Here is a 19,725-nt window from a genome sequence, read left to right as displayed (position 1 = left end):
CGATTACATCGAGATGTTTTACAACCCAAAACGACGCCACAGTTTCAACAATCAGCTGTCACCGGTAGAGTTTGAAAAGCGTTACGCAGCGAGCCTGGAGAGTGTCTAGGAAACCCGGGGCGATTCAGCTTGACCCTATAGCGGCTACAGGGTGTTCACTTGCACGATCGGCCCAGAATCATGGCCTTCCAACTGCTGCGCAAGTGAGTTCCAGATGAATACCGCCCTCCGCAATGCCATCGATGAAGCCTTTTTCCAGGCAAGGACAGCACTCCGTGAAAAGGCGCCAACCGAGGCATTCCCCTGGCTCGAGCGCGCCCACATCTTGAGCCAGCACATGCCCGTCCTGCATGCGCGGAGCCATTGGTTGATGCTAAGGGCTGGCTGGCAGTTGCGCGACTACCGGGAAATGTTCGGCCAAGCACCACGGATCATCGCTGCCGTGTTGTTCTCGAAGATCTGGGTACCGCTCGGCAATACCGGACGCGCGAGGATCAGTGCATTCGCGCCGATGCCCGTCTCACCCGGATTGCAGCGACTGTTTCAGGGAGCGAAACAATGAAATCGCCACTTGGAATGGCGCACCGTATCACTCCCGGGCTCTGGTGGACGCTATCGCTAGCCGTTGCCCTGGCCGACCAGGCGATCAAATATGTAATTGAGGGTTCGCTCTCGGTCGGCGCCGTGGTTCCTCTGACCCCAGTCTTCAATCTGGTCCATTTCTGGAATACCGGCGCAGCGTTCAGCTTCCTAGCTGACGCGGGCGGTTGGCAGCGCTACTTCTTCATTCTCCTCGCACTGGTTGTTTCGATTGGGCTCGCGTTGCTCTTGCGTAAGCCCAGGGCCAAGCTCGAAGCGCTGGGCTATAGCCTCATACTGGGAGGGGCAGTGGGGAATCTGATCGATCGCAGCTTCCGAGGCCATGTGATCGACTATCTGGATTTTTTCTGGCAATCCTGGCATTGGCCTGCATTCAACTTGGCGGACATCGGCATCGTGGGCGGTGCCGCCATGTTGCTCCTGAGCAGTGTGCTGAGTCCAAGCGCGGAACTGGACCGGGGCAGATAATGCGAAGCTCGGATGCCGCAGAAGTGGCTCGCTGGTCAGGCCATGCCTGGGTCGGCCCCGGTATCGGCGTCTTTCTCGGCCATGCCGCCCACCAGGATTGGCACCATCATCAAGCACATCAAATTGCAGTGGGGCTCGACGCCGCGATAACGGTTGAAACGCCGTTGGGTGGGCAATCTGGGGCTGCCATCTTGATTCCGGCAGGCTTGAAGCACCGGCTCAGTGCTGGGCATGTCCTGTCGATCTACCTGGATGTGCTGTCCGATGAGGCGCGTGCCTTGCGGGTGAGCGAAGCCGTGAGGCTGATGGAGATCGTAGCGGCCGATATTGCTGCGATGGTCGAGGCACTGAGGGCGTCGGGGCATTCGCCTGTCCAGTTGCAGGCGCAGGTACGTCGGCTGTTGCGGCTTGCCGATCCACCAATCCCTGATCCGCGCTTGACCAAGGTCACCGCAGCGCTGCGCGAAGGCCAAATGGGGCGTGAGGCAATGGCCGCGTTGGTGCATTTGTCACCCACGCGTTTTTCCCATTGGTTCGTGGAGCAAACCGGCCTGCCGTTGCGCAGCTATGTCAAATGGCTGCGCCTCACCCAAGCCCTGCAACACCTGGCCAAAGGGGGACGGCTGACCGAAGCCGCGCATGCGGCAGGTTTTTCCGACTCGGCGCATTTCTCCCGGACATTCAGGGCGCTGCTGGGCATCGATCCGTCCTCCGCCCTGGCTGCGGTCGATCTCCAGAAGTCATAGCTCTTTCGTTCAAGTCGAACGTCGTCCTCTGCACCTACCGTGAAGGCTCTCTACATAGGAGCTGAGCGATGTCCACTTCTCTTCGATTCGCCCTACGCTGGTTGAGCTATCCGCTCGTGTTTGGTGGCAGCGCCGCCTTCATGGTCTGGGCCTTGTACGCCGGGGTGCCGTACTGGCCCAGCACACCCTTGGTAGCCGCAGTCGGTCTATTGGCCGTCGCGGGGCTGGAGCGTATCCAGCCTTTCCGGGAGGGCTGGCTGGAGGATCACCAGGACACCCTGACCGACCTGGTGCATATGCTGGTGAATCTTTCCGTCATCCAGTTCACCGCCGAAATCCTGGCCAGGCTGGGCGATGCAGTGCCGGCTACAGTTCGTCTCTTCCCAGTCGAGAGTCCACTTTGGGTTCAGCTGCTGCTGGTCGCCGTCGTGCTCGATCTGAGCCTGTATGCCATGCACCGCATCAGCCACCACGTACCCTGGCTGTGGCGTTTTCACATGATTCACCACAGCGCCGAGCGCTTGTACTGGATGAATGGGGAGCGCCGGCATCCCCTACATGCGATGCTCATGGCTGGCCCGGGATTGGTGCTGCTGTTTGCATCCGGCGCGCCTTCGGCAGTGGTTGCCACCTGGTTCGGCATTCTGACCGTTCACTTGGGCTTTCAGCACTCGAACCTGGATTACCGGCTGGGTTGGCTGCGCCATGTCATCGGGGTGGCTGAAATTCATCGTTGGCACCACAAGCGCGACTTCGAAGATGCCCAGGTGAACTGCGGCGAATTTCTGATGGTGTGGGATCGGCTATTCGGGACGTTCTACGACAGTACAGGAAAGCAGGGCGACGCCAATGTCGGCTTGCGTGAGAGGGACTATCCCAAGGGTTACCTTGGTCAGTTGACCGAACCCTTTGGGCGAGACCGAGCCCGCACATAGCGTAGTGGGCCTCAAAGCTGTAGGCCCCATGTGTTTGCCTGGAATGATCTGGCTCGTGGGCGGAAGAGACTAGATGTTCCCGCATGCCAAGCAGACATGCGCTCTAACGAGGCAATCGATTCACTACCTATAAGCCCCGTCATTTGCAATTAATGCTGGTTGGTAGCCATGGAATGCAGGTCAGCGCGGATAAATGCAGGTTCATTCGCAGCTAATACTGGTTTGCCGGGCCGGTCAGTCGCAGTTAATTCCGGTCGAAAATCGTATTGATTGCAGGTCGGGACGTTTTCGTTTGCAAGCCGTTACAATTACCTGATACCGCCCGCGACGTTTGCCGCGCTCAAGCAGAAACAGGCGCTGCCATTGGCGATCAACCCAAATAGCGACCAGTACCTGGAAGAGCGCTTGCAGTTGCTGGATGAGCAACTGGCGACCGTCGCCAAGCTGGCCAAGGACAACGAACTCCCCGACGCCATCCTCACCGAGTCCGGACTGAAGATCACGCCGCTGGATTTGGCGGTGCCGGATACCGCCCAGGCGCTGATTGACAAGACCAGTCAGTTACTGCCGCGCATCAAGATCACCGAACTGTTGATGGATGTGGATGAGTGGACAGGGTTCACACGTCACTTTACCCACCTGAAGGATGGTGCCCAGGCCAAAGATCGGACACTGCTACTGTCCGCGATCCTCGGCGATGCCATCAACATTGGATTGACCAAGATGGCCGACTCGAGTCCGGGTATGACCTACGCCAAGCTGTCTTGGCTGCAAGCGTGGCACATCCGCGACGAAACCTACTCGGCGGCGCTCGCCGAACTGGTCAACAGCCAGCTCCATCACACCTTTGCCACCAATTGGGGGGACGGCACCACATCCTCCTCCGATGGCCAGCGCTTCCGTGCAGGTGGACGAGGCGAGAGCACTGGGCACGTCAACCCGAAGTACGGCAATGAACCAGGACGACTGTTCTATACCCATATCTCCGACCAGTACGCGCCGTTCAGCACCCGCGTGGTGAATGTCGGTGTACGGGATTCGACCTACGTGCTCGATGGTCTGCTGTATCACGAGTCGGATCTGCGGATCGAGGAGCACTACACCGACACGGCAGGTTTTACCGATCACGTCTTCGCGTTGATGCACCTGCTGGGCTTTCGCTTTGCGCCGCGCATCCGCGACCTGGGCGAAACCAAGCTGTATGTGCCACAGAGCGTCCAGGACTACCCGACACTGAGGCCAATGATCGGCGGCACCCTGAACATCAAGCACGTCCGCGCTCACTGGGGCGAAATTCTGCGTCTGGCAGCATCGATCAGGCAAGGCACTGTCACCGCCTCGCTGATGTTGCGTAAGCTGGGCAGCTATCCACGCCAGAACGGCCTGGCCGTCGCCCTGCGGGAGTTGGGCCGGATCGAGCGCACGCTGTTCATTCTGGATTGGCTGCAAAGTGTCGAGCTGCGCCGTCGCGTGCATGCAGGGCTGAACAAAGGCGAGGCGCGCAACTCCTTGGCCAGAGCGGTGTTCTTCAACCGTCTCGGTGAAATTAGGGATCGGAGCTTCGAGCAGCAGCGCTACCGAGCCAGCGGCCTCAACTTGGTAACTGCTGCAATAGTGCTGTGGAACACGGTCTACCTGGAACGTGCCACTCAAGGGCTGACAGACGCCGGAAAACCGGTGAACACCGACCTGTATCAATATCTGTCGCCGCTGGGCTGGGAGCACATCAACCTGACCGGCGAATACGTTTGGCGGCAGAGCCGCAAGCTAGAAGACGGGAAATTTAGGCCGCTACGACAGGTCGGAAAACCTTAGCGTACGATTTTTTCCGAATTCTGTAGGCTCCCCAGGTAGATGATTTGGTACCAGCGCATAGCCGGTGATGACCTGTTCAATCGTAAGCAAATTCTCCTCCTTGGTTTCATGACACAGCAGCACCCGAACGTCGCGCTCGCAACTGATCACACACCACGCTAGACCTGTCTGATTTGGTCGTGCAGCCTCGGCCAAGGCCAAATCCTCACTCTCCTGGTACACAACAAACCCAACCGGGAAAAAAATCTCCGCAATCATGCGGTCAATCTGGACCAACGAACGACGATGAATGCCGGTTCCCTCGGACTCAATCAATGCAAGAAGGGTAGCCCGCGATGCGCTCAATTCATGATAAAGCTCCAGCAAATGCTGGGGGATGGAGTTAGTAACTCGGTTCATATGCATGTTCCTTTTGCCGAGGTGGTAAGCAAGTAAGCAGATCGGCGAACCACTGAAGCAATAGCGTATCCAGTAAAATGGGTATTCTTAAACGTGGTTTTAATTGTTCCTGCCGATAACGCTTCTGTCTATGGAGAAGCGACCACCAACACGCGGGCGACCGGCAGGAAAATCGAGCTTTGACCCTCGGGTAGCAAAAGCTTTCGGTAACGTTGTGCGCGAAGAACGCCTAAAATCGGGCCTGGCCCAGGAGAAACTTTCTCTCCTGGCTAGGGTGGAGCGGGCGCACCTGGGAAAAATTGAGCGTGGGGAGAGCCTCCCCACGCTTCCCCTGATCATGAGATTGTCCAAAGCGCTCGATGTTAAAGCTGCTTACCTGATATCGCAGATGGAGCAGCAACTGGATCAATGCGAAGGCGGTGGCCGTTGATTTAGGCGCAGTGCTGAACAGCAGGGAACGGAAATGCATTTTGGCAACCGGACGCCAGATCCACGGTGATCCAGTGCTTGTCAGTTTCCCCCGTTCGTAGCAACTCCCACACAATACTCATTCCGGCAGTCGTAACTGCCCGGTTGACCAAGCAGTCCTGCGAGCGAATGGCTTCCGCTACTGAGCAGGACTTCTTCGTGTCATCCTCGAGCGTTCCGATTTCCGGATAAGCATCCATTACGTTGGGATAGATGCTCCGCTTGTCTACGTGCGCGGCTCCGAACACAACCTGCCCATGGCGTGCCTCGTTGCCCAGGTCAAGCCACATGCAATTTCGGGGTAGGAGAGGGCTGCTGGCAATTGCGCGGCGCGCAGAAGGAAGGTCAACGGCGGAAATGATCACGTCGGCAGCGCGGATCACTTCTTTGCTCTCATGACTAGGGAACCGGAAGGGCAGGGCCACCCAAGTAGTACCCAGCATGAGGTTGTAACGATTCACCAAGCTGATTGACTTGTATTGGCCCAAATCGCACGGCCAGAAACGCTGACGCACGAGGTTAGGCTCGCGCACGATGGCATCGTCAATGACGGTGACATCCAAGCCTTTTGGGTGTCCTAGAGAACGAAGTGCATGATGGAAGCTGGCCAGCGCATCAACTACCTCGCTGCCATTGCCGCCCGCTCCAATAACCAAAATTCGGGGTGCGCGTTCAAGCCACGACGCTGGCGTCTTATAGATTGGTAATTGTTTAGCTGTGATCGGATGAACGCTCATTACTCACCCCCTTTGATAGCCTGCGCAAGCGACAGCGGGCCACGGTAAGAACCAGCAGAAACCAGTTTCGAGGCTGGGAACCGCTTCGATCCTTTCTCGTTCAATGCTCGATAGAACTCCTTCAATCGCTCAAAGGAGCGGCAGCCCGCCACCGGCTCAATCGTGCCGCTGTGTATGTTTTCGCTCTCAAGCACGAAGTTCTCCCATGCCGGAATATTTTCACGTCGAACATCGCGGGGAACGTTGCCGCTGCCGGTGCAGAATGTCCCACCCTCATACACATTCCCCAGCGGGGCATAGAACAGTTCTGTGTCCGGTGTCGGGCGCTGATTACCTTTGAACGCAAAGCAACGGAAAGATTGATTTGCCGCTGCGATGAAGATCAACCCTGGCAAGGGGGCGCGGATGCGCTCATCACGGAACGGAATATCGTGAAGGCCGGGTCGGCGGTACCAGGTCAACACTGTGCGTGAGCTGAACAGATATCTCTCTGGCAGAAATTCCGCCCCCGAATCCTCATTCAACAGCAAAGCAGCCAGTTCGGTTTTGTCATAGGAGCTAAAGGCCCTGCCAGCACCAAGCGTGAAGCCGGCCTTACCATCTTCCAGCGGGATGACGCTATGACTTGTGACGGAAACCACGCCAGTCTGACTGTGGTGGTGTATCAGCATGGCCTTGCTCGAAACATTTTCACTCAGCATTACAGCATTCCTCTAAAGCGTCGGCGATTCGCTGCAACAGACCCAAGGTCAGAGATAGCGCATCTAGAACTGGCAGAGTGACGGATCGCAATTGCTCAGGGTTCAGCGGTAATCCGATGGCTGGGAAGCCAGAGCCGCCGACGATGCCGTCAAATCCGTCATTGCTACTCTGCTCCAGATTCGGGAAATCCCTAGTCAGGCGAACCAGAATGCTCTCGAAAAGGGTTACGCCATCACCGGCTGTGCCTGGGAAATCAGAAGGATGGAACCCCTTGAGTGATTCATTAGCCTCCTGCTCCAGGCAGTGATGCAAAGCTTCCCCCAGCACTTGCACCAGCGCGCGGTGATCGTCATCGCGCTCACTGATTTGCCGTGCCTGCTCGTGAAGCTCCAAAATTTCTGCCCTATCTCCCTGACTGAGGCTGGCTCCAGCTACCTGTTTCAACTCGCCCATCTCGTAGACAGAATCGATCAAGGTGTTTACCGCATCCTCATCTTGGCCATTGCAGTAGAAATATTCAGCGATGTATTCCTCATGCTCGACCGATTCGTCCAACAAGAACGTGCAAAGATCTTCTCTCGTGTGTGTAGCCAAACGCGGGGCCAGCTCCTCGTAAGCCTCTGAAAGCCCATGATTGAAGTAGCTAAATTGCCCCAAGAAGGTCATTGGCGTGTGGAACGGCAGTAGGTGGCGAGTCATCGCGTCGAGTGTCTTGAAAAGAAGCACTCGGAGTTCCAAGCTTGCTGGCGCTTGGACTGTGAAATCAGCGAAGCAACACGACTCCAGAATGAAATGACCATCCTGAATTCCGAAGGAAAACGCCTTCTCGACGGCAACGGGCAACTTGACCCGGCTGATCAACGAGCGCTCCATCTCCGCCATTATCCTGCCAGCGCCGTCAGTGCCAGCCTCAATGTGAGGGGCAAGAGCATCGAGGCCGACTAACCCTGCGTCTATCGCAGCTAATGCGTAGGACGCCGTCTCAACTGGATCGACGTATGGGGTATTCAGCCGATTCAGCAGGACGTCACCCTGTGGAAACAGCCCTTTGTCGCTGATGCGAAATGACGTACTAAGGTGCCGCACAACCTCACCAGTGAGGCGGTGGAGGCCGTAGCTATTTGGATACTGCCGAAGCCACTCAATGGCGCTATCGCCAACCAGACCGGCTTGCAGCGCCTCCCGGCACAGCATGCTATGACCGCGATGATCAACCAACCCCACGCCGTTATCGCTAAAAAGTCGGGCCTGCGCGTTGCGCATCGCAGACCCGATACTCGGCAAGCTAAGGGGGCTCAGCGCGGCAGTTGGAAGTCGATAGTGCCCTGGTTGGCGGGGGATGACAGCAACTTCCATAGCCTTTGTCTCTGCTGGTGGTCTAAACAATCGGGTTCGATACCGGATGGGAGGTGGCGATCGATTTCGCCACGCTCCCACGCCTTAAGGACTTCGAGTGGGTCAACCTTTTGCGCCGAATCCGCCGTCTCGGAACTCGTAGACATAGCTGTCATTCTCCACAATGGGGTCGATAATTTTCGCTCCGTTAAGCTTTGGGAACTGACGGGCATAGTGTTTCAGCACGTCAGTCACTGCCATGTCGGGCTGCGGATCGGCGAGGTCGCGTCCGCCGTAGCGGAAAACGCGGGCGAGAGAAATTTCAATAAGTGCCATGAGTCCAACTCCTAGAAAGAGCCCGCGAGGTTCAGGGTAGGCTCGTCTGAGTTGCTCGATGCACCCGAACCACCTCCTACCTGTGCATCGGTTCCAGTTGGCTCAATGTCAAGGTCAGCCGGTTCTGCCTCCACTGGAGCTGGCACGGTAGCTTTCGACTGTACGGTCGCACCAATCGAGCGGATTTGCTCCAGCAGGCTCATACCCTCATTCAGGGCCTGGACTTGCTGGGTGAGGCGCTTCATCAGCGCCTCCTCGATTTCTAAAGCGCTTCCTACCAAGATCAGCGGGCGGCACATGGCGGCCCGAAGCTGCACTTCGGGTTCCGATGCCTTTTCAGGAGTGGGGCCGAGGTCAGCGGTAATCATCACCTTCAACGTGTCGGCGGACGCGTTTTCGATGGCGACATTGACGCGGTGTTGAGTGCCCGCCAATGCAGCGGCCATAACGGATAAAAACGTGGATTGCATGATGATGCTCCCTGTCAGGCTTGGGTCGATTCGGACTGCTGGGGAGCGGGTTTCTTCCCGCCCTGTACCGATAGTTCTAACGCAGGCGGCAAATAACCCAACCAGTTGAACTCTTTGAAGGCCAACACTGCGTCGATCAGAACGCTTGCCTTGCCGGTGGTCAGCCCCTCAAAAGCCTTTTCGCCCTTCACCTCGTTGTAGGCGGTGGCAAAGCCTGAGCGCTTGCAATCTTCGATGATGCCCGCCTTCACCTGAGCCTTGAGATAGGTCTCGTTCATGGCGAAACCTTTGGCCGGATCGACTTGGGCGTACTCCATGAACTTGAGCGACTGAGCACCCGAAACAGACTTCTCAAATGCGTCTGCGTTATCTGTGCGGAATAGCGAGGCGGCAGCCATGCTTCCCATGAAAGTGAGGAGTTTCTCCTCTCCAAGTTGCGCAAGCCGAATCTCGGCATCGGCGCGGGCCGTTGGCATCAGGGAGCTTGTGACGCCCATCGCCTTCTCCATCGGTGCGCGCACCTCACTCTTGAGGTCGCTGCGCATTTCGAAGTACATGCTGACGATGGCAACTGCCAGCGCTAGCGAGCGATCATTGAGGACAGCTTGCTTGCTCATACGAGCGTAGAGGTCGAAGGCGACACGGCGTATTGACTTCTTCACCTGGGTGGGCTTAGCGCTTGCGGCTTTCGGCTTGGCCGGTGTTCCCCCGGCAGCGGTCCCGGCAGATGTGGATGGTGCTGTGTTCGATAAGGAGGCTAGTGCGGCTTTGTACACGGCGGTTTTCTCCTTGTGGCAAGGCTTGTTGAAGCACATGCCACCGATCACATCGCCTTCGCGCCCCCTCGACACCGTGACCACTGCGCCGAAGCTTGCACAGGTAGCGCATGCCGCTGCCTGTTGTTCTCCTACACCATCATCACCCCGTGCTACGAGCTTGACGTATGAGTCCTTGGCGAGATTTAGCTCGCTGTGAACTACCGCGTGCTCCTCTTGCGCCTCAATCAACCGAACAGAAATTAGCTGCTCGGTCTTCCGGTTCCAGCAGACGGAGTTCTGGCAGCGAGACGCCCCAAGGCTTGCTTCGAACAAATCAGCATTCGCGCCCGAGTTGTGGATGCAACTCCGGCATTCCGTGGTATCAAAACGCGCAGTCGAAACATCCCGCGTCAGCTCTAACAGGCGTGCTCTGGTCTGCTCGACTGAATAGTTCTTCTCGATGATCTTCAACAGAATGCCCGCTTGATCGGAAGCGGGGAGACGGCATAGCAATTCGGCATGCCCAATCTTGATCTGCTCCTCCAGCAAGGCATCGGCAACTTCATCACAGGCATGGGCCAGCAGCAGACGGCTGTCGAGCTTGGTTCTAGACCAATCCAGCGCCTTCATCACCGCCAAGTGGTCGTTGGCCATGTCCTCCAGCAAGATTACGGCATGCTGGGCTTCTTCTATTGGTGTCAGGTCCGCCCGCACCTGGTTCTCCAGTGCGGCGATCAACCGCGCTTCCTGATCGCTCATAGCACGGATCAGGGCGGGAACCTCGATCAAGCCCGCATCGTGGGCCGCCGTCCAGCGCCGGTTGCCTGCGACCACCTCATGGTCGAAGTTCGGGTCATCGCTTACTGGCCTCACCAGAATCGGCTGGATAATGCCCTTGGCACTGATAGAACGCACCAGTTGCTCATAAGCGGACTTCTTCCGGCCTTTGCGCGGGTCAATTTGCGGGTTCCTGCGGATGCGGCCGAGGGGGAGGATTTGGGCTAGTTGCTGATTCACTTGGCTAAACTCCGTGTTTGCAATGAGTTCAGCTTCCCTCATTCACGGAAAATCCCAAGCGCTAAGGGTGTCGTTAAATTCGGGCGCAAATAGTGGCTGAAAGCAGGAACCAACTTCGGGGGGAGTAGATATATTTCTTGCTTCACAAGTAGGGGGAGCAGACGTCTGCTCAAATTGAATGAAAAAATCCGCTCTCGTTCTGGCACTCATCGCTATGCCAGTTTCATATGCACTCGCTGATTCCTCGGAATCATATGCAGTCATTGCAATGTCCGACCTCAAGATAAAAGTGGCTATTTTTCTCGGCTGGCTGCTGGTCGGTGCATGTTGTGGAGCGGTGCTGACGCGACGGATGAGCAAGAAACATCGAATGCTCCGCGACCTCACCTTCTCGTTTTCAGTTCTGACTGGCTCCTTGGTTGGGATGCTCTTTTCCCTTGGGATAATGCCGATCTGATGAGGAGTTTGTTGTGGGTGGATCGGGACGACGCAAGTAAATCTGTCGCTCCAGCGTCCTGAAAACGAATCTTTTGGTCCCTCCCTGGCGATAGCCTCCTGTGTGAATGAATTAGGAGGCTTCGACTTAATGAAAATCCGTAGTCTCTGCGCCCTCGGTAAAATGAGGCCGTACTTTATTGACCGGCACATGGTCACCCTCTCGCACCAGACACTTAGTGGCCCTGTCGGTAGTGACCCGCTCCTGCACAATGCTGAAGCAATCTACGACTTCATTCAGCGAAATATTTGGCTCCACCAAAACTGCCTAGTTGGCCTGTACAACAGCGACAACCAATTGGTGCAGCCAGGCGAAGTCTTCATGAATGGCAGTCGCTCATCACTTATGCGCTGTTTACTGCGTTGGGAGGCGCTACGCATTGTCCCGATTTGGATCGATGGCTTTGACAACCTTCCTGAATACGAGCGCTCTATTCGCGCCGTACAGCTTGATCGTCTGGATCAGGCACGGCAAAAGCTCCATTCGGTTGGGGGCTGGTATCAGAGTGACCAGAAGCACTACGAGCTCGCACGAGCCGTCAAACGCACCGGCTACTGGGCACTGGAGAACCTTCCCCCACTTGGGGACCTGGAGTGGCCAACGGGCAAAGTTTTCGGACTCACAAATCCGAATTTATCTGCTGACGCGGTTGAGACAGGTTATCTCGAGGGGATATTTTCCATGATAGAGGGAAAAGAAAGCTTTCACGGGACCGGCGGAAGCATTGCAGCAAACGAACTGTTTGGAGTTGCACTCATGACTCCAGATCGTGGACACGAATTTCTTGTGGACCTCCATATTCAGATTCTAGCGAATCGTGCTGACGCGACTTACGCTAGCCGGCCGCGCGCTATAGCCTGACCCTTATCAGGAGAAAAAAATCATGCTCAACCGTCGATATCCGATTCTCATCTCTGGGACACGTTATTCACCGGAATTCCAAACAGAACTGCAGTACGCAGTACCCTGGAAATCCGTCCTGGAGAAGGCCTACGGCAACCATGCAACTTGCCAGTGCCCAAGCAGCGGTGCCCGAAAACTCTCGATCAAGCGACGTGAGGGGAGCGACGGTTTTCATCTGGCGCGTTTCGGCGGAACAGGTCACGAACACTCGAACGATTGTCGCTTCTATGCGCCAGCACCGGAGCGCTCCGGTATGCAAGGGTATGCGGCTGGCGTGGTGGAGGAGGGTGACGATGGCAGTATTCGGGTACGCCTGGCCCGGGGCATACGTGTTCAGGATCCTAAATCCGAGGAAAGAGAAAGCACGACGCTGAATAGAGCACCAGGGAAGAGCAAACCAGCCATGACATTGCTCGGACTTCTTCATCTGCTTTGGTCCGAGTCACGACTATCTACTTGGTATCCAGCAATGGAGGGCAAACGCAACAGTGGCATTGTGAACTACGCGCTTCTTCAGGCTGCAGAACGTGTAGCAGCAAGCCGTATGAAGTTGAGTGGAGTGCTTTTGTTGGGTGCGCAAAAGGACAGTAAGGGGGCAGCTCGCAACCTGGCGGTCGCCAATTCGGCGATGACCCGGGATCTCCGGCTCCTCGCAATATCGCCGCTGGCTCGATATAACACTGAACGCCATTCTGGAGACATCAGCAGATTACCGCTGGCCGGGCCGTTCGGCATGCCCATGCTGAATTTGCCGCCGGCAGTCTGGGCAACTGCCGCCCGCCGATTCGAGAGAGAGCTTTCCGCATGGAAACGTGGAAGTCGCGTTATCGCTGTGGCTCAAGTCACGCCGCCTAAAGGAGAGTCATTTTCGCGAGTTGATGTCGTTGAGGTGGCGCTGATGCAGGTAACTGAACGCTGGATTCCCGTCGATTCAGATTACGAAGCCGTGATAGAGAGCAAACTCCACGCATCCGGCCGCAGCTTTGATAAACCATTGCGTTATGACGCTGATGAAAGTGAGGTTTTTCCTGACTTCTGGCTTTTGGATACGGGCAAAGATCTTCCCCTGGAAGTGTTCGGCATGAGCACTCCTGTCTACCTAGAACGGAAGGCCATTAAAACAGCTTGGTACAACCAGGAGTACGGTGATGCAGGGTGGTGGTCATGGAATGCCGCGGCTGATCCGAAAGGAAAAGATATACCTCCATTTCCCCCCAAAGCGTGATTGCAATGCAGCACGGACTGGATGTGGGCTTGGGTTTTGTAAGCCATGTGAAATGCTGAGAGCATAGTCAAATTGAGCGAGGAAACTGCCAAAATGGCCACCTCTAAGCTTCACTGAATCTGCGACAGCTGCGGTTCAACGTAATGATTTAAACGCCCGACTAAAATGAGGTGCTCGGTGGAAATAGTAGCAAGTACGCAAATCTGGATAGGGCTCATGGCTATAGCAATTGGGTTTTTTTGGGTTGGCGAACGGATCGTTGAGCAAATGAAGCGTCGCAACGATTTGATCGAGGCTGAGTTACGTTCGGCTGGAGTTTTTCCGAAGAATGCAGTTACTCCCGACAGGCCGGAGGGAATGGATAATCCCGAAGAAAAACGATGAACAATAGGTCATTCAAAAAACCTAGAACCTAGTCACCTAGCGCTCATTCAAACCCAAGCCATGCTTGGGTTTTTTCACTCCTAACATAGATTTTGACGTTAATTTATATCTCTTTTTTCAGAATCAATACACAATAAAAAAGCACCGCCTTGATGATGTGATTCACGTTATGAACTTCCCTAAAGAGTAATAGAGACTTCCTCATGAACTCCATAAATGACGTTTCGTGGTATTTCTCTCGACTCATCCCTTCTCTGCTAGGGTAGTAAGTAATGGTTTGCGTTGATTCTTTGTAGTCGTACTTGTAATGAGCTATGCCATTTCTTAGCTTGTTATCAATTGCTGATGTGTCTATTTTGTAAAAACAATCGTCGATAAAGCGTAGTTTGTTTCCTAGGTCTACGTTAGCGAACGCATTCAAAGAAACCAGATCTAGCCTTGCTTTACCCAGCGTAGTCACTTTAAGGGAGGGCTCGAATTGGTCGCTATCCCCACGTTTCATAAGGTTGTTCAAGCCCGCCAAGAAAGTAAGTTGACGGGCGAAAACCTCAGACAAATCTTTGTAATAATTGCTGCAAACATCGAAGTCAGCGGTAGAGATTCTGGCAGGATTACGGCCAATATTATCGTTGTCCGCGTAGTCGTAAAAAAAGGCTGATCTGAACGGCAAATCCATAGAAATTAGCTTGGGATAAAGGGATAGGCAATCATTATGCAGATTTCTGAGAAATTCATTGGCTAGAATTTCTTCGATAAATTCCAGCGTTTTGTCCGGGTGGCTTTCATGTAACCATCTGCATATCTGGGGTGCTCCCTCACTTATTTCGGCGTTGACTCCGTGAATCGTAAATGGCGATGACATAATAGATGTTGCTGAATAGAGAGCGGCTAGCACATCTTGCTGTTTATGCGATTTTAGATTGACTCCAGGTAACCTGGCGCAGGTTTTTTCAAAGCTATCTATGTCTCCGCGTTTGAATTGCGTAATTACACTTCTCAAATCATGCTGCATTGGATAGAGTCGGTTCAACATGTCCAAGCGGAGATTCAAGTGGCGGTAAGCATCTAAGCTTATTTCCCTTGTTACCCTCATGAAAGTTGTCATGCCCATTTCATATTTCCCAAAGTAGACGGGGAAGTCTAGATGGAGATCAATAAATGGGTTTTCGCCATTGAAAAGTTCATTAGGCTTTATGATCAACTCATTGGCGCCACGTAACTCACCATCTTCTTGACCAAATACGAAAGAAATACGCTCTTCGCAATTTGGGCAGGCGAACTGGAATGGCTGTATATCTCTATTAGACATGCCGATTCTGCAATCGATTTTCGTTCCGCATGTATTGCATTGCAAACACTTGCATATATTCATGTTTGTCCTTATTTGACTGGTGCGCTTTTGGTGATAGAGCGTGACTCATGCGGGCCGGAAAATTTTACCGACATGTTATGCCAAAATAGTCGTGTAGGCATGGCTCACATCTTCAGCACATTACTATCGAACCCACGATTACCGACTCGAAACCGACAACACCTGGCAGCGACTGTATGAATATTGAGCGCATTCAGCGGACTAACCCGGGAGGGGCTATGAGCAGGCCATCACCTCCATTGTCTTCACCCAGGTGCCTGCGACCGGCAATCATGCAATCATTACCAGCTACGCATATTTCGGCATATTTCCGTATTCGCTATTCCGTGGCATTTTCTGATTTTCCTATGCATCCAGCTTTGGGCGGGCTGGCTCGGTGAACACCATCACACCCAGCCAATTCATCAATACGTGACCTGGTGCGGAGAAGTCCCTACCGGGTAGCCATCGAAAGCGTCTAGCTGCTTTGATTTCGATCTGCTTCGAACGGACGGTGAGGACGGTGAAGAACACGTTTCCTTCCCTTGGTCAGTCGCTTAGCCACTGCTGAGCGTTCCAGTCCGCGTCTATCAGAAGTTGGCAAACCTGTTCACGTGTCGCAGGCTAGTCAGCACCAATCGTGTACTCACAGTTCTCGCATCGCACCCACGAGTCGGCAACAATCCATACAACTGCAGGAACATCGGCGATCAACTGCACCATCGCAGCAAGAAACAAAGGGTGTTGATCATGTGCTGATTGAGTTTTCACCGAACTATTCCTCGATCGGCTCGCTGAGCTGCCGTGCGACTTGATCATTGAGGAATAGGGCCAGCCCCAATGCCGCTTCGGCCGCAAATTTCTGCTGCTGCTCGATGTAGAATTTCCGCTCATCCCCATTCAGATCTGCTGGTGGCCATTGTTCGGCGTGGGTCGCCTGGCGGTAGGCATTCAGATCGCCCAGCGTCAGATGATCAAGGGTCAGGGTCAGCGGCTCAGTTAACAGCGTCGGAGCAGGCTTTCGGGTGGTTTCGATACTCATAGGTATACATTCCTGCAACATATTCCATTTAGATATTAGAATCGTTCTGGTAATTGTCGTTTAACATAACAACCATTCAACGAACTGTAACATATTGATATTTCTGGATTTTTCAGTCGGCCGGTTTCGTTCTTATCGACTCTCGGTAAGTCGAGGTCACGGCGTCTACTGCATCAGATTTCGGGTCTCCACATTCATCCTCGGGCGCAGCAACAAAAAATCGACCTCCTGGGAGTGCCGGCGTCCGCTGTTTCATGTCGAAGCGTCTTGCCGATCGTAGATCTCGGTCAAAATTCTTGAGAGAAACAACCCTCGCAACGCTTTGCCCATCCAAAACGAAAAACGGAAGGTTAGCGTGCAGCATTGCGTCATAGCGGCTGCTCTCTGAAAACCACAGCATTGCCCGCGGATGCGGCGCGATTTGCTTTGGCACATCCAATAAGTCAGTTTCAGCCATGTTCGCGATGCTGCGCAGATCGACCCACTGCGGACTACTTTCTACAGGCTCACCGGTGGCCATAGATCGCTCATGAGCTTCCTCGAGCAGCAGCTCGCGCGCGTGCGCGACAGTCACACGCTCTTTTCCTGAGGTGTGGCCGGCCCAGGTGAAAGTGATCTGTCTTGGCGCAGCGTCAAAGACCTGGATTGCCCGTTTGAGCTGATTGAGAGAGAAATTTTTACCCAAGGCTTGGCGCATGATGTGAGAGCGGCGGCTGACAGCAACGTTGCGAAGCTCCCGTTCAGCTTCGATCGCTTCCATCAAGGCGGTCTTGCAGCGGTTCACTGCCCTTCCCTCCTCCAGTACCGACCCTGACAGCACGAAGTAACCAGGTAAGCGCATAACGGTTCCTGGAGCCTGGCCAAGATCACGTTCGAACTCTCCAAATGCCGTTATAGCCGCCGTAATGGCTTCCATTCCTGTGATGCTTTGAACTGCGATATTAGAAGGAGTTTTTTGCTCTGATAGAAGCGGGATTCGCCAAGCCCTCCCCGCTACTACAAGGGATGGCCACTTTGCGTTTAAGGCAGTCACCGCGGCAGTGAGACGTTCGAACGCCAAGACAATAGATTGAGTCATACCGATCCCCACATAATACCACCCCTTCACTCAGGGCCTTATCGAGGCAACCCTAAGACCTAACTCAACCATGTTAACCAGAGTCGAGGGGATTGAGTCCATTTACACGAAACTAAGTGAAGGGGTGGTATTGCATGCACCATGGAGGGGACCTACAAAGTTCGGAAAAAGTACGCCTTGAGGCTGTTCCAGCAGCCCCTATACTGGTTTTGTCTACCGTATAAGTGAAGTGCAATATGCCGCTTGAGGAAATGCTCACCCGCTCGGCTGTTCTACAGGCTGAGATCCTGCGACTGCTCGAAGACGAACCCACATACCCCGGCGAGCGGTTTGAGGCTGCAATGATTGCCTGTGGAATCGCCCTAGAACACGCTCAGGCACTACGCATCCTGTTCGAGCATGGCAGTCCAACCACCGCTATGTCGACGCTACGCCTCCAGTTTGAAGCTCACACCAAGGCAATGTGGATGTTGTACGCTGCGAGTGACCTGGCCATCCAAAAGCTCATGGCACCGCTGACAGAGGAAAGCGCGCGGGTAGCCAATAAACTCCCCCAAATTGGGGAGATGATGGAGGCTATCGTGAAGAAGGCTCCGGTCGGGGCTTCATCTATGCTGATCCAGTTCAAAGACGTTTCCTGGTCGGCGATGAACTCCTATGTGCACAGCGGCATTCACCCGCTGCGTCGGCACCTGGAGGGCTATCCTACCCAACTCGTACTGCAAGTTCTGCGGAACTCCAACGGATTGATGACAATGACGGGGATGCTCGCGGCGATCCTCACTGGCAATGATTGCTGCATCAAGCCGATGCGAGTTATCCAGACACAGTTTGAGGACTGCCTCCCGCCGCTTAATCCATTGGCCCCACAGGTGTAGAGGCCCTCACACTGTGGAGTGGTTCAGCCGAACCTCTTGGCGTATGTAAGTAGCTGCATGTTGAGGTCATCCGCATATGGTGCATAGTGCGCTTCGCGGTGACAGCACGGGCACAAGGCCACACAGTTGTAAACACGATCTGACTTCTCGGCCCCTAAGATGTGATGAACATCCAGGAAGCCAGGGAAGTCCCGGCTCTTACCACAACTCTCACGCTCGCACGCAAACCCGGCCCTTTCAAGTACAGCTCGACGTACATGCGGATCGCGACGAACCTCCGAACGAAGCACGGGCACACGCTCGCCTTCATCCCGGCCCAGAGTCGAGTAGTCCGGCGTCGGGCAGTCATCATAGGTGTCATCGACCAGTACCGGCCTCACTGCATGGGGAGTAAGCTGGGCTAAATCGATCACACCGGGCCACTGCCACAGCGCATCGGCGACCTCGTGTCCGTCAGGTGTCCGGTCATCCTGCAACCATAGGGTCGGGCTAGTGCCATTTTGTGCGTGATTCTTCCGAGCTCGCCCCTTCAAGCCACGGCGTTGTAAGTCATCGCTGACTTCTCGCTGGCGGTTCCAGATATCGTGGAGACTTTCGATAGGAATGAGCGCGGCAAAGATAATTGCGCCTCCGTCACGCTGTAAAAGCAGATTGTGAGTGAGCCCACGCTTTGTGTCTCGGGTGGTGATGTGCTCCAGTGTCGCATCCCATCCGCCCGACCGCAGATGCGCCGCCAGTTGAGCCGCTGAGTAGTTCTTCTCGTTGGGATTTCGTCCATCGCGCCTCCAGCACAGTCGGACGCGCATACTCAGTACCTGGCCATCAGGAGTGCGGGTGACGATGAACTGTTGCGTGGCTACGCCCGTTTGAATTCGCTTGTCGTCAATGACAACGTAGCCTCTATCTTTCAGAAATGGCGCTAGTGCATCCCTGGATAGTTTTTCCGCAGCATGACTTTCAGGCCCCCGGAACAGGCGATTTCCTTTCGACATTTTCACACCCCCGCTGTTGATCTATGACGAAGCCGTTCAACCATTCCCAACCAGGAGCACAGAATGCACCCGCACTCCTTTAAAACTGCTCATACCAATGTGAAAGGTGAAGTTTGGGATTCTATGCAGTGCTGACAGGATTCAGACACATCAAGGGAGCAGCTACAGAATGACAGCCAGCAGACTTTGTCCGCAGAACCAAACAGATTTGTTCTGTTGCGACCTAATCCAGTTGATTCGTAACGGTAGGATCATCCGTCTGATCCGATTTATTGTGGAGCCCTTCGACGACGGTAACTCCTGGGGAATTCAGACCGTCGCAATTGCACGGCCGGATTCTGACGATGGTGACCGGTTCCCGATCGTAATCGTCAACCTTCACGAAGATGACGAGGCTGCAATGTCGTTTGCGCTGCTAATTTTCGAAGAACTCAAATTAGCTGGACGAGCGTCCAGCGCAGACGTCAGCCATTGGCGTCGAAGTCTCTTCACTGTTGTCCCTTGTAACTGAGCACTACCCTCCTCCAGCTACCTGAGTAGAGAACGCGCTTACTGCCGGCTCAAGCAGCAAGTGGTCGTCAAATGACCAC

23 protein-coding genes are annotated in these 19,725 nt (G+C 54.6%); 12 read left to right on the top strand and 11 right to left on the bottom strand.

Annotated features, from left to right (window positions below):
- The 6 genes from HBO19_RS28030 to HBO19_RS28005 all read left to right on the top strand — a co-directional run.
- Positions 1–109: IS3 family transposase (locus HBO19_RS28030; protein ID WP_138762977.1), on the top strand; the 109-nt coding region annotated here is incomplete at its 5' end.
- A gap of 105 nt (positions 110–214) precedes the next feature.
- Complete coding sequence (locus HBO19_RS28025; protein WP_024015047.1) at positions 215–562, top strand: DUF3703 domain-containing protein; 348 nt, start codon at positions 215–217, stop codon at positions 560–562.
- The gene (lspA, locus tag HBO19_RS28020; protein WP_003452327.1) at positions 559–1,068 is read left to right on the top strand and encodes a signal peptidase II; all 510 of its coding nucleotides are present in this window, start codon (positions 559–561) and stop codon (positions 1,066–1,068) included. The genes HBO19_RS28025 and lspA overlap by 4 nt, the downstream gene beginning before the upstream one ends.
- A complete protein-coding gene (locus HBO19_RS28015; RefSeq protein WP_170058691.1) occupies positions 1,068–1,814 on the top strand; it encodes an AraC family transcriptional regulator in 747 nt (248 codons plus the stop codon). Before lspA ends, HBO19_RS28015 begins: the two co-directional genes overlap by 1 nt.
- A gap of 68 nt (positions 1,815–1,882) precedes the next feature.
- Complete coding sequence (locus HBO19_RS28010; RefSeq protein WP_024015049.1) at positions 1,883–2,749, top strand: sterol desaturase family protein; 867 nt, start codon at positions 1,883–1,885, stop codon at positions 2,747–2,749.
- Positions 2,750–3,019: 270 nt separating this feature from the next.
- A complete protein-coding gene (locus tag HBO19_RS28005; RefSeq protein WP_076964876.1) occupies positions 3,020–4,564 on the top strand; it encodes a Tn3 family transposase in 1,545 nt (514 codons plus the stop codon).
- Here HBO19_RS28005 and HBO19_RS28000 read toward each other — a convergent pair.
- Positions 4,541–4,963 carry a hypothetical protein gene (locus HBO19_RS28000; protein WP_038445889.1) on the bottom strand — a complete coding sequence of 141 codons (423 nt, stop codon included), beginning with the start codon at positions 4,961–4,963 and terminating at the stop codon, positions 4,541–4,543. The two genes, HBO19_RS28005 and HBO19_RS28000, sit on opposite strands and share 24 nt — an antisense overlap.
- A gap of 130 nt (positions 4,964–5,093) precedes the next feature.
- Here HBO19_RS28000 and HBO19_RS27995 point away from each other — a divergent pair, with 130 nt between their 5' ends.
- A complete protein-coding gene (locus HBO19_RS27995) occupies positions 5,094–5,393 on the top strand; it encodes a helix-turn-helix transcriptional regulator (RefSeq protein WP_038445891.1) in 300 nt (99 codons plus the stop codon).
- 1 nt (position 5,394) lies between these two features.
- Here the strand turns inward: HBO19_RS27995 and HBO19_RS27990 are convergent, their stop codons facing one another.
- From HBO19_RS27990 to HBO19_RS27965, 6 genes are all read right to left on the bottom strand, one after another.
- Positions 5,395–6,168, bottom strand: a complete 774-nt coding sequence (locus tag HBO19_RS27990; RefSeq protein ID WP_038445892.1) for a PRTRC system ThiF family protein — start codon at positions 6,166–6,168, stop codon at positions 5,395–5,397.
- Positions 6,168–6,869 (bottom strand): hypothetical protein, encoded by a 702-nt coding sequence (locus tag HBO19_RS27985; RefSeq protein WP_169990626.1) that lies wholly within the window; start codon positions 6,867–6,869, stop codon positions 6,168–6,170. Before HBO19_RS27985 ends, HBO19_RS27990 begins: the two co-directional genes overlap by 1 nt.
- On the bottom strand, positions 6,859–8,133 hold the full coding sequence (locus tag HBO19_RS27980; protein ID WP_169899105.1) for a hypothetical protein: 1,275 nt from the start codon (positions 8,131–8,133) through the stop codon (positions 6,859–6,861). The genes HBO19_RS27985 and HBO19_RS27980 overlap by 11 nt, the downstream gene beginning before the upstream one ends.
- Before the next feature lie 195 nt (positions 8,134–8,328).
- A complete protein-coding gene (locus HBO19_RS27975; protein ID WP_038445898.1) occupies positions 8,329–8,541 on the bottom strand; it encodes a PRTRC system protein C in 213 nt (70 codons plus the stop codon).
- An 11-nt stretch (positions 8,542–8,552) separates the two neighbouring features.
- Positions 8,553–9,011: a hypothetical protein gene (locus tag HBO19_RS27970; RefSeq protein WP_038445900.1), complete on the bottom strand. Its 459-nt coding sequence runs from the start codon at positions 9,009–9,011 to the stop codon at positions 8,553–8,555.
- Between the two features lie 14 nt (positions 9,012–9,025).
- A complete protein-coding gene (locus tag HBO19_RS27965; protein WP_038448153.1) occupies positions 9,026–10,786 on the bottom strand; it encodes a PRTRC system ParB family protein in 1,761 nt (586 codons plus the stop codon).
- 268 nt (positions 10,787–11,054) lie between these two features.
- On the opposite strand from HBO19_RS27965, the gene HBO19_RS27960 reads away from it, so the two are divergent.
- The 4 genes from HBO19_RS27960 to HBO19_RS27945 all read left to right on the top strand — a co-directional run bounded on the left by HBO19_RS27960 (position 11,055) and on the right by HBO19_RS27945 (position 13,794).
- Positions 11,055–11,243, top strand: coding sequence for a hypothetical protein (locus HBO19_RS27960; RefSeq protein WP_130898273.1), 189 nt, complete (start codon positions 11,055–11,057; stop codon positions 11,241–11,243).
- A gap of 129 nt (positions 11,244–11,372) precedes the next feature.
- Positions 11,373–12,143 (top strand): hypothetical protein, encoded by a 771-nt coding sequence (locus HBO19_RS27955; protein WP_038445905.1) that lies wholly within the window; start codon positions 11,373–11,375, stop codon positions 12,141–12,143.
- Positions 12,144–12,165: 22 nt separating this feature from the next.
- On the top strand, positions 12,166–13,410 hold the full coding sequence (locus HBO19_RS27950; RefSeq protein ID WP_169990627.1) for a DUF1173 family protein: 1,245 nt from the start codon (positions 12,166–12,168) through the stop codon (positions 13,408–13,410).
- A 216-nt stretch (positions 13,411–13,626) separates the two neighbouring features.
- Positions 13,627–13,794: a hypothetical protein gene (locus HBO19_RS27945; protein WP_154220689.1), complete on the top strand. Its 168-nt coding sequence runs from the start codon at positions 13,627–13,629 to the stop codon at positions 13,792–13,794.
- 103 nt (positions 13,795–13,897) lie between these two features.
- Here HBO19_RS27945 and HBO19_RS27940 read toward each other — a convergent pair whose 3' ends face one another.
- The 3 genes from HBO19_RS27940 to HBO19_RS27930 all read right to left on the bottom strand — a co-directional run bounded on the left by HBO19_RS27940 (position 13,898) and on the right by HBO19_RS27930 (position 17,265).
- Positions 13,898–15,103 carry a hypothetical protein gene (locus HBO19_RS27940; protein WP_230682645.1) on the bottom strand — a complete coding sequence of 402 codons (1,206 nt, stop codon included), beginning with the start codon at positions 15,101–15,103 and terminating at the stop codon, positions 13,898–13,900.
- 817 nt (positions 15,104–15,920) lie between these two features.
- On the bottom strand, positions 15,921–16,187 hold the full coding sequence (locus HBO19_RS27935) for a hypothetical protein (RefSeq protein ID WP_047229587.1): 267 nt from the start codon (positions 16,185–16,187) through the stop codon (positions 15,921–15,923).
- 112 nt (positions 16,188–16,299) lie between these two features.
- Entirely contained in the window at positions 16,300–17,265 is a 966-nt protein-coding gene (locus tag HBO19_RS27930) for a DNA replication terminus site-binding protein (RefSeq protein ID WP_076964880.1), read from the bottom strand.
- 236 nt (positions 17,266–17,501) lie between these two features.
- On the opposite strand from HBO19_RS27930, the gene HBO19_RS27925 reads away from it, so the two are divergent.
- On the top strand, positions 17,502–18,143 hold the full coding sequence (locus HBO19_RS27925; RefSeq protein ID WP_076964878.1) for a hypothetical protein: 642 nt from the start codon (positions 17,502–17,504) through the stop codon (positions 18,141–18,143).
- A gap of 23 nt (positions 18,144–18,166) precedes the next feature.
- On the opposite strand, the gene HBO19_RS27920 is transcribed toward HBO19_RS27925, so the two are convergent.
- Positions 18,167–19,135, bottom strand: coding sequence for an HNH endonuclease signature motif containing protein (locus tag HBO19_RS27920; protein WP_169899442.1), 969 nt, complete (start codon positions 19,133–19,135; stop codon positions 18,167–18,169).
- Positions 19,136–19,725 lie beyond the last annotated feature (590 nt).

The organism is Pseudomonas sp. WS 5021, from assembly GCF_012985535.1.
In the GTDB taxonomy this organism is placed as follows: Bacteria; Pseudomonadota; Gammaproteobacteria; order Pseudomonadales; family Pseudomonadaceae; genus Aquipseudomonas.
This window is presented reverse-complemented; position numbering and strand designations above follow the sequence as displayed.

What these genes read in the sequence shown, in the direction of transcription:
- HBO19_RS28025 (WP_024015047.1), top strand. Translation starts at nt 215, where the DNA reads ATGAATACCGCCCTCCGCAATGCCATCGATGAAGCCTTTTTCCAGGCA.
- lspA (WP_003452327.1), top strand. Translation starts at nt 559, where the DNA reads ATGAAATCGCCACTTGGAATGGCGCACCGTATCACTCCCGGGCTCTGG.
- HBO19_RS28015 (WP_170058691.1), top strand. Translation starts at nt 1,068, where the DNA reads ATGCGAAGCTCGGATGCCGCAGAAGTGGCTCGCTGGTCAGGCCATGCC.
- HBO19_RS28010 (WP_024015049.1), top strand. Translation starts at nt 1,883, where the DNA reads ATGTCCACTTCTCTTCGATTCGCCCTACGCTGGTTGAGCTATCCGCTC.
- HBO19_RS28000 (WP_038445889.1), bottom strand. Translation starts at nt 4,963, where the DNA reads ATGAACCGAGTTACTAACTCCATCCCCCAGCATTTGCTGGAGCTTTAT.
- HBO19_RS27995 (WP_038445891.1), top strand. Translation starts at nt 5,094, where the DNA reads ATGGAGAAGCGACCACCAACACGCGGGCGACCGGCAGGAAAATCGAGC.
- HBO19_RS27990 (WP_038445892.1), bottom strand. Translation starts at nt 6,168, where the DNA reads ATGAGCGTTCATCCGATCACAGCTAAACAATTACCAATCTATAAGACG.
- HBO19_RS27985 (WP_169990626.1), bottom strand. Translation starts at nt 6,869, where the DNA reads ATGCTGAGTGAAAATGTTTCGAGCAAGGCCATGCTGATACACCACCAC.
- HBO19_RS27980 (WP_169899105.1), bottom strand. Translation starts at nt 8,133, where the DNA reads ATGCGCAACGCGCAGGCCCGACTTTTTAGCGATAACGGCGTGGGGTTG.
- HBO19_RS27975 (WP_038445898.1), bottom strand. Translation starts at nt 8,541, where the DNA reads ATGGCACTTATTGAAATTTCTCTCGCCCGCGTTTTCCGCTACGGCGGA.
- HBO19_RS27970 (WP_038445900.1), bottom strand. Translation starts at nt 9,011, where the DNA reads ATGCAATCCACGTTTTTATCCGTTATGGCCGCTGCATTGGCGGGCACT.
- HBO19_RS27960 (WP_130898273.1), top strand. Translation starts at nt 11,055, where the DNA reads ATGTCCGACCTCAAGATAAAAGTGGCTATTTTTCTCGGCTGGCTGCTG.
- HBO19_RS27955 (WP_038445905.1), top strand. Translation starts at nt 11,373, where the DNA reads ATGAAAATCCGTAGTCTCTGCGCCCTCGGTAAAATGAGGCCGTACTTT.
- HBO19_RS27950 (WP_169990627.1), top strand. Translation starts at nt 12,166, where the DNA reads ATGCTCAACCGTCGATATCCGATTCTCATCTCTGGGACACGTTATTCA.
- HBO19_RS27945 (WP_154220689.1), top strand. Translation starts at nt 13,627, where the DNA reads ATGGCTATAGCAATTGGGTTTTTTTGGGTTGGCGAACGGATCGTTGAG.
- HBO19_RS27940 (WP_230682645.1), bottom strand. Translation starts at nt 15,103, where the DNA reads ATGTCTAATAGAGATATACAGCCATTCCAGTTCGCCTGCCCAAATTGC.
- HBO19_RS27935 (WP_047229587.1), bottom strand. Translation starts at nt 16,187, where the DNA reads ATGAGTATCGAAACCACCCGAAAGCCTGCTCCGACGCTGTTAACTGAG.
- HBO19_RS27930 (WP_076964880.1), bottom strand. Translation starts at nt 17,265, where the DNA reads ATGACTCAATCTATTGTCTTGGCGTTCGAACGTCTCACTGCCGCGGTG.
- HBO19_RS27925 (WP_076964878.1), top strand. Translation starts at nt 17,502, where the DNA reads ATGCCGCTTGAGGAAATGCTCACCCGCTCGGCTGTTCTACAGGCTGAG.
- HBO19_RS27920 (WP_169899442.1), bottom strand. Translation starts at nt 19,135, where the DNA reads ATGTCGAAAGGAAATCGCCTGTTCCGGGGGCCTGAAAGTCATGCTGCG.